This is a genomic window from Bacillus sp. FSL K6-0268, from assembly GCF_038005425.1.
Lineage (GTDB): Bacteria > Bacillota > Bacilli > Bacillales > Bacillaceae_G > Bacillus_A > Bacillus_A thuringiensis_S.
The window spans coordinates 1473410-1487047 of sequence record NZ_JBBOTF010000001.1 but is presented as its reverse complement, the minus strand read 5'-3'; the positions used below and the strand labels follow the sequence as shown (position 1 = coordinate 1487047).

Below are 13638 nucleotides of genomic sequence, written 5' to 3'. Positions count from 1 at the left end.
TAAGTGATTAGTTATGACCATTACACAACTGCAAGTATTAATAAAAACCGTTGAGTTAGGTAGTTTTACGAAGGCAGCTCGGGTGTTAAATATGACGCAGCCAGCTGTTAGTCATGCGATTTCAAGTATTGAGTCAGAGATAGGAGTTACGATTCTTATACGTGATAAACGAAAAGGATTAATTGTTACGGATGTAGGAAACAGAATTCTTGTACATATTAGAGAGATTTTGAACGGTGTAGAGAAGATTGAACAAGAAGTTGCGATGGAGAAAGGGCACGAAGTTGGGACGATTCGAATTGGGAGTTTTCCGAGCGCTTCTGCACATTTCTTACCCAAAATGATAAACCTTTTTAAGGAGAAGTATCCGAACTTAGAAGTCGTTTTTTGTGAAGGAACGATTAAAGAAGTTGAAGATTGGTTAGTATCGAGGGTTATTGATATAGGAATTGTTATTTTGCCTAATAAAGATATGGAGATTGTTCCATTAACGAAGGGGAAAATGGTTGCTATCTTAAGAGAGGATCATCCTCTCTGTAAGAAGGACGCTCTTACAATTTGTGATTTAGAGAATGAACCGATCATATTATGTAAGGGTGGATACGAACCACCCATTATTGATATGTTTAAACAAGCAAACGTACCACTTCGGGCTGAATATGTAATTTCGACAGTTACTACAGCTTTAAATATGATTCAAGAAGGATTGGGCATTGCAATATTAGCTGAATTATCTTTAACGAATTTACCAAAAAATGTGCAAACGAGAGAATTGGAACCACAAGTATGGAGAGAAATTGCTTTAGCTGTTCCTTCATTAAAGGATTCTTCAATCGCTGTGCAGCTATTTATTGAAGAATTTCAATCGCTATTTGCAGAATAAAAAGAGGTGTCTCATATATCATAATGGGACACTTTTTAATTTACTTATAAAAAATCTATGAAAAGGATTGACTTATTTTTTAGTTGTAACTATAATGATTACATCGAGGTGGTGATTACGATGAAAATTAGTAGCCGCTTTTCCATAGCTGTTCATATTTTATCTATTTTGAAAAACAATCCATCTTCACTTTGTACTTCAGACTATATGGCTGAGAGTGTCAATACAAATCCAGTAGTCATTCGTAAAATCATGTCGTACTTGAAACAAGCTGGCTTTGTTTACGTAAATCGTGGACCGGGTGGCGCGGGATTACTAAAGGATTTATATGAAATCACATTGTTAGATGTGTATCATGCAGTGAACGTAGTCGAAGAAGACAAGCTATTTCATATTCACGAGCAACCGAATCCAGATTGTCCAATTGGGGCGAATATTCAAGCGGTGTTAGAAATTATTTTAATTCAAGCACAATCCGCGATGGAAGAAGTTTTGGGAAATATTACAATGGGGCAGTTGTTTGAAACTTTGCAAGAAAAAATGAATGCTTAAATCCTATTTATATTTTTTTGTCATTAATGTAACTGATTTGATTACAACTATAAAGGTAAGGTGTAAAAGTTATGACTGTAAAAATGAAAGTATACTCAGATTTTATATGTCCGTTTTGTTTTTTAGCAAAAGGTCCATTAGATGAGGTAGCGAAAGAGAAAGATGTAGAGATTGAATGGATGCCATTTGAATTACGTCCAAGTCCATATTCAAAAATAGATCCATGGAATGAACCAGAAAAATTAGGTTCATGGGATGCTTTCATTCTTCCGACAGCGAAGAAGTTAGGAATTGATATGCGCTTGCCACGTGTTTCACCACATCCATATACACATTTAGCTTTCGAAGGATGTCAATTTGCGAAAGAACGTGGACTAGGTAATGAGTATCATCACCGCGTATTCACAGCATTTTTCCAAGAAGAGCAAAACATTGAAGATATTGATTTGTTAACAAAATTAGCGGTAGAAGTAGGACTTCCTGAGGCGGAATTTAAAGATGCTTTAGTAACTCGTAAATATAAAGAAAAGCATCAAGAAGCAATTCAACACGCATATGATGAAGCGAATATTATGGCTGTTCCAACTGTCATGATTGGAGATGAAGTCATTCAAGGGCTTGCTAGTAAAGAAACACTAGAAAGGGTCATTGATAAAGAAATTGAAAAGGATAAAACAAATTCATTTGAAGGTATGCAATGTAATACCGATGGATATTGCTAATTCGCTTGTTATGAAATAACAAAATAAATTATAAAACAAACATTTGGAGGAATTAAAATGTCAGCAACTACAACAAACTTAAAAGAAGCAATTGTGAATCGCCGTTCAATTCGTAAAGTAGCAAAAAACGATGCAATTACGAAAGAAAGAATTGAAGAAGTGTTAAAAACAGCTTTACACGCACCAACATCTTTCAATATGCAAAGTGGTCGTATGGTTGTATTAATGGATGGAGAGCATGAAAAGTTTTGGGATATTGTTAAAGAAACACTAAGAGCTCGCGTACCAGCAGAAAACTTTGAAGCGACTGTAGAAAGACTAAAAGGCTTCCATGCAGGTGTAGGAACAGTTCTATTCTTTGAAGATCAAGCAACTGTACAAAAAATGCAAGAAAATGCGCCATTATATAAAGATCAGTTCCCATTCTGGTCTCATCAAGGAAATGCGATGTTACAACATACTGTGTGGATGCTATTATCTGCTGAAGGAATTGGAGCGTCATTACAACATTACAACCCAATCGTAGATGCTGAAGTGAAAGAAACTTGGAACATTCCAGCAGAGTGGAGCTTAGTAGGTCAAATGCCATTTGGTGAACCAAACGAACAACCAGCAGAAAGAACGTTCTTGCCTACTGAAGATGTAGTGAAATTTTATTAAGAAATACAATATGTAACGAGAAGGAAGCTGTGCTTAAAAACAGCTTCCTTTTTTGTAGTGGTGTTAATTTATGTGCATTTAGGGAAGAAATATAAGAAATAATCCGGTGAGAAGGGAATTAGAAAAATGAATGATGAGAAAAAATATACAGTGGTAGGTACTGATGTTGAGGAAGTAAAGCGTTTAAATAAAAATTCAGGGTTAACGTATAATCAAGTGAAAGAAATGTTAGCAAAGCAAATGCAAAAAAGAAGTAATTAGATTGAAATCTTTCATTTTTTCATTTAGCATTTTGATTGGAGAGAGTTAAGTAAAAGGTAACTCTCTTTTTCGTGTAACGAAGCACCTTATAGAGTGGAGGAAGCAACATGAAGAAATGGGTAAAGGTAACGCTGTCTATCGCTGGAGGCATTGTCTTATTAGCGTGTGTCGGCGGATATTACGTGTATAAAAATTATTTTCCAAAGGAACCTGAGCGTATTGTATATGATAAAGAAAGAGTGCTACAACCGATACATAATCAGCTTAAAGGAATCAATATAGAAAATGTAAAAATAAAAGAAAAAGAAGTCGTAAATGCGACTGTAGATGAGCTTCAAAAAATGATTGATGATGGAAAGTTGTCATATGAAGAATTAACGAGCATTTATCTCTTTAGAATACAAGAACATGATCAAAATGGAATAACATTAAATTCTGTTACAGAGATAAATCCTAATGCGATGGAAGAAGCAAGAAAGTTAGATCAAGAGCGGGGTAGAAACAAAAATTCGAATTTATATGGTATTCCTGTCGTTGTAAAAGATAATGTACAGACGGAAAAAGTGATGCCGACTAGTGCAGGAACTTATGTATTAAAAGATTGGATTGCAGATCAAGACGCAACAATTGTGAAGCAGTTGAAAGAAGAAGGAGCATTTGTTTTAGGAAAAGCGAATATGTCTGAGTGGGCGAATTATTTATCTTTTACAATGCCAAGTGGGTATAGCGGGAAGAAAGGACAAAATTTAAACCCGTACGGTCCGATTACATTCGATACTTCAGGATCAAGTTCAGGATCTGCTACAGTAGTTGCGGCAGATTTTGCGCCGCTTGCAATTGGAACAGAAACGACGGGATCGATTGTTGCACCAGCGGCGCAGCAATCAGTAGTTGGGTTACGTCCATCTTTAGGTATGGTAAGTAGAACAGGAATTATTCCATTAGCTGAAACTCTTGATACAGCAGGACCTATGGCAAGAACAGTAAAAGATGCAGCAACGTTATTTAATGCAATGATAGGTTATGACGAAAAAGATGTTATGACAGAAAAAATGAAAGATAAAGAAAGAATTGATTATACAAAGGATTTATCAATAGATGGATTAAAAGGGAAAAAGATAGGGCTTCTTTTTTCTGTAGACCAACAAGATGAAAATAGAAAAACAGTAGCAGAAAAAATTAGAAAAGACCTTCAAGATGCAGGTGCGATATTAGCTGATAATATCCAGTTAAGTGCTGAGGGTGTAGATAATTTGCAAACATTAGAATATGAGTTCAAGCATAATGTAAACGACTATTTTTCACAGCAAAAAAATATACCGGTAAAATCGTTAGAAGAGATTATAGCGTTTAATAAAAAGGATAGTAAAAGACGAATAAAATACGGACAAACATTAATTGAGGGGTCTGAAAAATCTGCTATAACGAAAGAAGAGTTCGAAAACGTAGTACAAACGAGTCAAGCAAATGCAAAAAAAGAGCTAGATAGGTATTTAGTAGAAAAAGGTTTGGATGCTCTAGTTATGATTAATAACGATGAAATTCTTCTATCAGCTGTAGCTGGTTATCCGGAATTAGCGGTTCCTGCTGGATATGATAAAAATGGAGAACCAATCGGTGTAGTGTTTGTAGGGAAACAGTTTGGTGAAAGAGAGCTTTTCAATATGGGATATGCGTATGAACAGCAGTCTAAAAATAGAAAATCACCTAGTTTATAAAAAGATTATATGAAAAATAACTGGAGTCCACCGAAATATGTTGGTGGATTCCAGTTAAACGAATCTAACAATATGAAAAGAAAAAAAGGATTCTTCTCAATTAGTAAGAAAGATTGTCTATAGGAGTTCATAAAATGTAATAGATTCAATTTCCATCCATTGGAGGGGGAGGTTAATTCTTAATGAATGAAGTAAAGAGTTTTTTTCGAAGTAGAGGGTTTCAACGGTTTCTCGTTTTAATAATAGTAGCGCTTGTATTATATGCATTAAAAAGTATGATCAATTTAATATTAATTACGTTTATACTGACGTTTTTAATGGATCGATTTCAACGTTTTATTTCAAGGGAATTGAAAGTAAACCGGAAAATTGTTATTGCATGTTTGTATATAATACTAGTTTCCTTTATAGGCACAACGTTATATAAATATTTACCTGTGCTGACGATACAAATTTCACAATTAATTTATCAATTTAAACTATTTTTTCAAAATCCACCTGATAATGAAATCGTTAAATATGTACTTTCGACAATTAATGGGATGGAAGTATCAAAATATATAGAACAAGGTGTAGATGTTATATATCAATCAATAGCAAATATAGGGAAGGTAAGTTTACAAATATTATTATCTCTAATTTTAAGCTTATTTTTCTTATTAGAAAAAGAGCGTATTATTACATTTACATCTAAGTTTAAAGATAGTAAGTTAAAAATCTTTTATGAGGAAATTGCATATTTTGGTGAAAGATTTGCAAGATCGTTCGGAAAAGTAATTGAAGCTCAGTTTTTAATTGCCGTTGTAAATTGTATTCTTACTGTCATTGCATTAATTGTTTTAGGATTTCCACAGCTACTTGTATTAGCTGTTATGGTTTTCTTACTAGGGTTGATTCCTGTTGCAGGTGTGATTATTTCTTTGTTTCCACTTTGTATCATTGCTTACAACGTAGGCGGGGTTATGTACGTAGTATACATACTCGTGTTCATAACAGTAATCCACGCTCTTGAAAGTTATTTTTTAAATCCGAAGTTTATGTCTGCAAAAACAAATTTACCAATCTTTTATACATTTATGATTCTCATCTTCTCAGAGCATTTCCTCGGAATATGGGGGCTTATTATCGGGATACCAATCTTTATCTTTTTATTAGATGTACTTGATATAAATAATGAGGATGCGACTAAAAAATAAGAAATGATAGAAAATCATTAAAAGGTCATAGGGGATAATTAAGATAAAAAAGCAATCCAAAATAAATTGGATTGCTTTTTTATCTTAATTAAAGAACCGGAGCCATTGTTTCTTTTAATACTTGAACAGAGTGATCGAATTTTAATTCTTCTTCTTCACTTAATTCAACCTCTAAAATTTCACGAACACCGCCGCGATTTAAAACAGCAGGCACCCCGATATAAACATCTTTTTGACCATATTGACCTTCTAAGTAAGCTGATACAGTTAATACACTATTTTCGTCGTTTAAAATTGCTTTTGTAACACGTAGAAGTGACATACCGATACCATAATAAGTTGCGCCTTTACGCTCAATAATATGGTAAGCTGCATCACGGACGTTTATGAAAATTTTGTCTAAATCTTCTTGATTATACGTGTTGTCTTTTTCAAGCAGTGTTTGTAGTTTTTGGATACCAACGGAAACATGACTCCAAACAGGAAGTTCAGTATCGCCGTGTTCTCCGATAATATAAGCGTGAATGTTGTGTGGACCAATATCGAAGTACTCACCTAACATATAGCGGAAACGAGCAGAATCAAGCGTTGTACCAGAACCGATTACACGTTCTTTCGGTAAACCAGATTCTTTCCAAGTTACGTAAGTTAAAATATCTACAGGGTTTGTTGCGATTAAGAAGATGCCATCAAATCCGCTATCCATAATACTGCGAACGATTTGTTTAAAGATTTTAGCGTTTTTCTCAACTAAATCTAAACGTGTTTCGCCTGGTTTTTGTGGTAATCCAGCTGTAATAACTACAAGGTCAGCATCTTTACAATCTTCGTAGCTGCCTTTCCATACTCTAGTTGGAGCTGGTGCGAATGGAACAGCATGACTTAAATCCATTGCCTCCCCTTCAGCTTTTGCCTCATTTACATCGACTAAAACAAATTCTTCAGCTACGGCTTGGTTAATCATGCAGTAAGCATAACTACATCCAACTGCTCCTGTTCCTACTAATACAACACGGTTAATACCTTTTTTCATTTCAAAATTCCTCGCAATTTCATTGATTTTATTATGTAAGATAATACGTCTTACTTCTATAGAGTCATATCTAGTTTATTACATTTTATAAAAGATATTCAAGTATTTGAAAATGTATCCGTGCAAATCCGCGAACAAAACATAGGAATTCAGTGAACCGAATATAATTCAGTAAAATCCTTTGTAAAAGGGGAAATGGCATGGGGAACCCATTAGCAATGGAAGAAATGCTTCATATTATTCATGCAGGGCTTGTCAAAAAGAATAACCCAAAACGGATTACGATTGCAGGTGCAGGGATTTCTGGATTAGTTGCAGGTTCTTTATTAAAAGAGGCTGGGCACGAAGTAACGATTATAGAAGCAAATAACAGAATAGGTGGCAGGGTGTATACGATTCGGGAACCATTTAGTGTGGGTTTATATTTTAATGCGGGACCGATGAGAATCCCTGACACCCATAAGTTAACCTTAGCGTATATTCATAAATTTAAACTACCTTTAAACCTTTTTATAAATAAAACTTTTGCAGATATCATTTATACGAATAACATTCAAACGAGATTGAATGTGTTTGAAAATGATCCAAGTGTACTTGAATATCCGGTTTTGGATAAAGAAAGAGGAAAAACGGCAGAAGAGCTAATGATTGAGGTATTAGAACCAATACTAAATTATATTAAGAAGGATCCTGATAAAAACTGGCTTATCGTTGAAAAAAAGTATAAAACGTATTCGCTTGGTTTATTTTTAATGGAGTATTATTCAGATGGTGCAATAGATATGATTGGGGTACTTCTTGATATGGAAGCTTATATGGGAATGTCCTTAATTGAAGTATTACGTGAAATGATTTTCTTTACTTCAACGACAAAATATTATGAAATAACTGGTGGAATGGATAAGTTATCGAATGCATTCTTACCACAATTAAGAGAACATATTTTAATGCCATATAAGGTTGATAAAATTATACAAGAAGATAATAAAGTAATGTTACAAGGAAATCATGAACAAACGTTAGAGCAATTTACAATAACAAGTGATTTTGCTATTATTACAATTCCATTTTCAGCGTTAAGATTTGTAGAAGTTCAGCCATACTATTTATTCTCTTATTTTAAAAAAAGAGCAATTCGTGAATTAAATTATATTGCTGCAACTAAAATTGCAATAGAGTTTAAAAGTAGATTTTGGGAGAAAGCGGGACAGTGTGGCGGTAAATCTATTACTGATTTACCGATACGGTTTACATACTATCCGAGTTATGGCATTCATACTCCAGGACCAGCTATCGTAATAGCAAGTTATACGTGGGCAGATGAGGCGTTAACATGGGATAGTCTCCCGCAAAGAGATCGTATTCGTTACGCATTAAAAAATTTAGCGGAAATATACGGTGACATCGTCTATAGTGAGTTTGTCACTGGAACATCTTTTAGCTGGAGTAAAAATCCGTATTCTTGCGGTGCATTTACAGCTTTCGAACCAGGCCAAGAGCTCGAGTTATTTCCGTATATTACACCACCATCTGGAAAAGTACATTTTGCAGGAGAGCATACGACATTAACACATGGATGGATGCAAGGGGCAATTGAGTCTGGAGTAAGAGTTGCATATGAAGTAAATGAACAGTGAATCTCTTATATTTACAAATGGTCATTCTTTTAATAAAATGATAAATATAAATCGTAATTATTACGCTTTGAATACATTTGAAGTAAAGAAATGGATGGTCGGTTGAATGAATAAAGTGGAGATTCATATATTAGGTGGTTTTTTAGGTAGTGGAAAATCAACATTATTACAAAATTTATTGTTAGCAGAGAAAAAGAAGAATAGAAAAGTTGCAGTATTAATGAATGAAATTGGTGAATACTCGGTAGATACAGATATTATTGGAAAAGAGAATGTTTTAAGAGAACTTCTTAAAGGCTGTATTTGTTGTACGTTAAAAGAAGAGCTTGAAATACAATTACATTCGTTATACCAACAAGAAAGACCAGATGTCATTTATATAGAAACGACAGGTGTTGCGCATCCAATTGAAGTGTTAGACGCGTGTGTCTCGCCAATTTTAGCTCCTTTCCTGGAAGTGAAATCAATTGTAGTCGTTTTAGATGCAGTAAGGTGGTTAAACAAAAGTATATTAAGTGCAAATGTACAACAGCTATTGCATGAGCAACTGAAATTTGGTAGTCACATTCTTGTTAATAAAGCAGATTTACTAACAGATGAAGATAAGAACATAGTACTTGAAGAAGTAAAGACAATAAATGATCATGCGAAAATGTATGAGACAAAGTATTGTAATATATCTTTAAAAGATATAGAAGAAGCAGAATTTCCAAATGATGAGGAACATGAGACACTACACGTTAAACAGCATTTACATATACAAACGATGACGTATCAATTTACGAAACCGATTGATCAAGACAAATTATATGAATGGCTTTCGAATTTACCAGATAGTATTTATCGAGTGAAAGGCTTTGTGAAATTCCATGGAGATAAATACCCTCACCTATTCCAATATTCGTTCGGAGTACCGACTTTACTGGAACAAGATTTCGGTTTCCCAACAAACTTAGTAGTAATTGGAGAAGGAATAGATAAGAAACGATTGGCTGAAGGGTTAGAGAAAGTAGAACTTAACTCTAATTAAGGTGAAAAGACTAACTTAAAAAATAAGTTAGTCTTTTTGTATGGCCATTACTAAAATGAAACAGTATTTTCAATTGGATTGCAGAATATATATTGATTGTATGTCCGTTTCCATTACATAGGAAGGTGATTATATATTTGTGCCGAATGTAGAGGGTACTACAAGAGTTTTCCATTATCTATCGTATTAGTTAGTCATGATTACGGACAGGGGATTTTGGCGTGTTTGATTCTATCAGAAAGTAAAGTATGGGGAGGATCACAATGTCGATGAAAAAACGTAAGTGGCTAAAGACAATGTTTACTGGTTGTGTTTTAGGTTCGTTATTAATAACGGCAGCTTGTTCAGGAAAGAAAACAAGTACAGAAGATGAAAAAACGATTAAGGTAGGAGTCCTTGCTTCTTTAACAGGACCGCTAGAATCGTATGGAAAACAAACAGTGAACGGATTTGAATTAGGGTTAGACTATGCAACTGGTGGGACTGGGAAAGTAGATGGGAAAAAGATTAAGTTTGTTGTAGAAGATACAGAAACGAAAGCGGATGTAGCAGTGAAGAAAGCTACGAAGTTATTAGAAGAAGAGAAAGTTGATTTTTTAGTTGGATCGTCTAGTTCAAGTGATACGTTAGCGGTTTTACCACTGGCAGAAGAATATGAAAAGATTATGGTTGTAGAACCGGCAGTTGCGGATAGTATTACCGGGAAGAACTGGAATAAATATATTTTTAGAACTGGAAGAAGTTCCTCACAAGATGCGATTGCAGGAGCAGCAGCAATTGCGAAAAAAGATGTAAAGATTGCGACATTTGCCCCAGATAACGCTTTTGGTCGTGAAGGGATTGCTGCATTTAAAGCGGGTGCGAAAAAATTAGGTGCGAACATTGTGAATGAGCAATACGCGGATACAAATTCAACAGATTTTACAGCGAATATTCAAAATATCATTAGTTCAAAACCAGATTATTTATTTATCGTTTGGGCAGGGGCAAATTCACCTTGGAAACAGTTGAAAGATATGAATGTGGAAGCGCAAGGTATTAAAATTTCTACAGGTGCGCCAGATATACCAGCATTAAAAACAATGGATGCATTAGTAGGTATGCAAGGTTTTTCTGTATATTATCACACACTTCCAAAAAATAAAGTGAATGATTGGCTAGTTGAAGAGCATAAAAAACGTTTTAATGGTGCAGTGCCAGATTTGTTTACAGCGGGAGGAATGTCAGCAGCAATTTCTATTGTAGAAGCCTTAAAGAAAACAAAAGGTGATACAGATGTAGATACCTTGATTAAGAAAATGGAAGGAATGGAATTTGATACACCAAAAGGAAAGATGAAGTTTAGAGAGAAGGATCACCAAGCGATGCAGACACTGTATTCTATCACATTGAAAAAGCAAGACGGTGTTGATTATCCGGTGCCAGTGTTAGAGCGAGAATTAACGATGAAAGAAACAGAACCACCAGTTCAAAATAAATAGACTGAATTTTCTGTTGTTTTTGTATAAAGAGGGGGGACCCTCTTTATACATATTTCTTTCATACTCACGGCTTTAAAGGGAGGGGATTTCGTGACACATTTGTTAGAGACGAAAAATCTTAGCGTATCTTTTGGTGAAGATCATGTTATTAAAGATGTAAATTTAACTGTCCAAAAAGGAAAACTCATTTCTATTATCGGGCCAAATGGTGCGGGGAAGACAACATTATTTAATTTACTAAGTGGACAGATTTCACCCACAACAGGTGAAGTGTATTTTAAAGGGCAAGATATTACAAAACTATCGATTTCAGATCGAACACGCTTAGGAATCGGTCGCTCTTTTCAGCTTACAAACATATTCCCAGAATTAACGGTACTTGAAAATGTCCGTTTAAGTGTTCAATCATTCGTACAAGATTACTATAGTTTTTTCCCGAGTCCAGCAAAATTAAAGCAACAAGTTGGAGAGGCGAGACGTTTCTTAAAAACAGTATTACTTCACGAGAAAGAGAACGTATTAGCGAAAGATTTAGCACATGGAGAGAAAAGAAAGCTAGAACTTGCGATGTTATTAGCTTTAAAAACGGATGTGTTATTACTTGATGAGCCGACGGCAGGTATTTCGGTTGAGGAAGTCCCTGCTATATTACAAGTGATTGAAAATATTAAGAAACATCCAGAGAGCACAATTGTACTTATCGAACACAAAATGGATATGATACTAGGTTTGTCAGATCATCTTATCGTTTTATTTCATGGAGAGTTATTGGCTGAAGGATTGCCAGAAGAAATTATAAAAGATGAGCGTGTACAAAGTGCTTATTTAGGGGGATTATATAGTGGCACTATTACAAGTGAATAATATAGAAACGTATTTAGATCAGTTTCATATTTTGCAAGGAGTATCTCTTACTGTTGAGAAAGGGACGATTACTGTACTGTTTGGTAGAAACGGGGCAGGGAAAACAACGACATTACGCTCAGTTATGGGGTTTCACCGGATTGCAGATGGTGAAATTTATTATGATAGTGCAAAAGTAAGTGGATTACCTACACATTTAATTTCAAGGAAAGGAATAGGGTATGTACCAGAAAATCAAGGTATTTTTCATGATTTGACAGTAGAAGAAACATTCGCTCTTGCTAGGGGGAAAGGTGAAGAAGTAGAAGGGAAAATAGAGTGGATGCTGGAACTATTTCCGGATTTAAAGCAGTTTTGGAATAAGAAAAGTGGGCTCTTGAGCGGAGGGCAAAAGCAAATGTTGGCTATTTCAAGAGCGTTTATTAATAGTGATGGATTATTACTTATTGATGAACCGAGCAAAGGGCTATCCCCGATAATGGTGGAGAAATTAATGGTAGCTATTTTGAAGATGAAAGAGAAAACAACAGTTTTACTTGTTGAGCAAAATTTTATGATGGCTAGTCAAATTGGCGATTATTTTTACATTATGGATAACGGACGAATTGTTCATAACGGTTTTATGAATGAATTAAAAAAGGATAAGGAAATGTGTCATAAATATTTAGGAATCTCTTAACATGAACCCGAGGTGAAAAGGATGGATGTGTTAATAAATTTATTTGTAAATGGGATTTCAACAGGGATGCTCATTTTTTTGTTAGCATCAGGTCTTTCACTTATTTTCGGTCTAATGAGCGTTTTAAACTTTGCACACGGTGGTTTATTTGCGTGGGGAGCATTTACAGGTGTTTGGTTATTTAATATGACAGGAAGTTATATATTAGCTTTAGTTGGAGCAGTAGCTATGGGAATGTTCCTAGGATTTATTTTAGAAAGGTTTCTTATTAGACCAGTATATGGAAATCATGTTCGACAGCTGCTCGTTACGCTTGGAGGAATGCTCGTTCTTAGTGAGTGTATTAAAATATTTTGGGGGCCAAACCCTATTAGTGCAAAATTACCGTTATGGTTACAAGGAAGTTTTACATCCGGAGGTATTATATTAATTAAATATCGTCTATTTGTTATTTTGATTGGGATAATTATTTACATTGCACTACTATTATTACTCAAAAAGACGAAGATAGGTCTTATGATCCGTGCTGGTGTAATGGATAAAGAAATGGTTCAAGCGCTTGGTATTAATGTAAAAGCGATATTTTCTTTCGTCTTTTTATTAGGAGCAGGGATGGCAGCTTTGGGAGGATTCTTATTAGCACCGTATTCGGGCGTTATTTTCGCCGAGATGGGCATGCAGTATGCAATTTTAGCATTTATAGTAGTAATTATCGGTGGATTAGGAAGCGTACAAGGTTCAGCTATTGCTTCTTTAATTGTCGGATTAGCTGGTGCTTTTACAGCGTATTTTATACCAGATTTATCACTTGCAATTAATATGTTAATGTTACTATTTTTCTTAATAGTGAAGCCAACTGGACTTGTTGGTGAAAAGGGGTGAAATGGTGAACAACACATCGAACCGAATTAAAGTATACTCC

The 13638-nt window shown here is 34.8% G+C and carries 14 protein-coding genes; 13 read left to right on the top strand and 1 reads right to left on the bottom strand.

Annotated features, from left to right (window positions below; translation table 11 throughout):
- Positions 1-13 precede the first annotated feature (13 nt).
- The 7 genes from MHI28_RS07490 (at position 14) to MHI28_RS07460 (ending at position 5992) form a co-directional block, all read left to right on the top strand.
- Positions 14-883 carry a LysR family transcriptional regulator gene (locus MHI28_RS07490; RefSeq protein WP_340827735.1) on the top strand — a complete coding sequence of 290 codons (870 nt, stop codon included), beginning with the start codon at positions 14-16 and terminating at the stop codon, positions 881-883.
- A gap of 120 nt (positions 884-1003) precedes the next feature.
- A complete protein-coding gene (locus tag MHI28_RS07485) occupies positions 1004-1435 on the top strand; it encodes an Rrf2 family transcriptional regulator (RefSeq protein WP_000704083.1) in 432 nt (143 codons plus the stop codon).
- Positions 1436-1506: 71 nt separating this feature from the next.
- The gene (locus MHI28_RS07480) at positions 1507-2157 is read left to right on the top strand and encodes a DsbA family oxidoreductase (RefSeq protein ID WP_000216665.1); all 651 of its coding nucleotides are present in this window, start codon (positions 1507-1509) and stop codon (positions 2155-2157) included.
- 57 nt (positions 2158-2214) lie between these two features.
- A complete protein-coding gene (locus MHI28_RS07475; protein WP_001277013.1) occupies positions 2215-2817 on the top strand; it encodes a nitroreductase family protein in 603 nt (200 codons plus the stop codon).
- Between the two features lie 126 nt (positions 2818-2943).
- On the top strand, positions 2944-3078 hold the full coding sequence (locus tag MHI28_RS07470; protein ID WP_000997346.1) for a hypothetical protein: 135 nt from the start codon (positions 2944-2946) through the stop codon (positions 3076-3078).
- Positions 3079-3185: 107 nt separating this feature from the next.
- Positions 3186-4796, top strand: coding sequence for an amidase family protein (locus tag MHI28_RS07465; protein ID WP_000759451.1), 1611 nt, complete (start codon positions 3186-3188; stop codon positions 4794-4796).
- A gap of 182 nt (positions 4797-4978) precedes the next feature.
- Positions 4979-5992, top strand: a complete 1014-nt coding sequence (locus MHI28_RS07460) for an AI-2E family transporter (RefSeq protein ID WP_001006594.1) — start codon at positions 4979-4981, stop codon at positions 5990-5992.
- Positions 5993-6080: 88 nt separating this feature from the next.
- Here MHI28_RS07460 and MHI28_RS07455 read toward each other — a convergent pair whose 3' ends face one another.
- Positions 6081-7025 carry an L-lactate dehydrogenase gene (locus tag MHI28_RS07455; protein ID WP_000715322.1) on the bottom strand — a complete coding sequence of 315 codons (945 nt, stop codon included), beginning with the start codon at positions 7023-7025 and terminating at the stop codon, positions 6081-6083.
- A gap of 200 nt (positions 7026-7225) precedes the next feature.
- Between MHI28_RS07455 and MHI28_RS07450 the strand changes: the two genes are divergently transcribed.
- From MHI28_RS07450 to MHI28_RS07425, 6 genes are all read left to right on the top strand, one after another.
- Positions 7226-8662 (top strand): flavin monoamine oxidase family protein, encoded by a 1437-nt coding sequence (locus MHI28_RS07450; protein WP_000527999.1) that lies wholly within the window; start codon positions 7226-7228, stop codon positions 8660-8662.
- A gap of 106 nt (positions 8663-8768) precedes the next feature.
- Positions 8769-9692, top strand: coding sequence for a CobW family GTP-binding protein (locus MHI28_RS07445; protein ID WP_001044926.1), 924 nt, complete (start codon positions 8769-8771; stop codon positions 9690-9692).
- 263 nt (positions 9693-9955) lie between these two features.
- The gene (locus MHI28_RS07440; RefSeq protein ID WP_000061996.1) at positions 9956-11173 is read left to right on the top strand and encodes a substrate-binding domain-containing protein; all 1218 of its coding nucleotides are present in this window, start codon (positions 9956-9958) and stop codon (positions 11171-11173) included.
- A 90-nt stretch (positions 11174-11263) separates the two neighbouring features.
- Positions 11264-12037, top strand: a complete 774-nt coding sequence (locus MHI28_RS07435) for an ABC transporter ATP-binding protein (protein ID WP_000149310.1) — start codon at positions 11264-11266, stop codon at positions 12035-12037.
- The gene (locus MHI28_RS07430; protein ID WP_001196709.1) at positions 12015-12716 is read left to right on the top strand and encodes an ABC transporter ATP-binding protein; all 702 of its coding nucleotides are present in this window, start codon (positions 12015-12017) and stop codon (positions 12714-12716) included. The genes MHI28_RS07435 and MHI28_RS07430 overlap by 23 nt, the downstream gene beginning before the upstream one ends.
- Before the next feature lie 21 nt (positions 12717-12737).
- Positions 12738-13598 carry a branched-chain amino acid ABC transporter permease gene (locus tag MHI28_RS07425; RefSeq protein WP_000382788.1) on the top strand — a complete coding sequence of 287 codons (861 nt, stop codon included), beginning with the start codon at positions 12738-12740 and terminating at the stop codon, positions 13596-13598.
- Positions 13599-13638 lie beyond the last annotated feature (40 nt).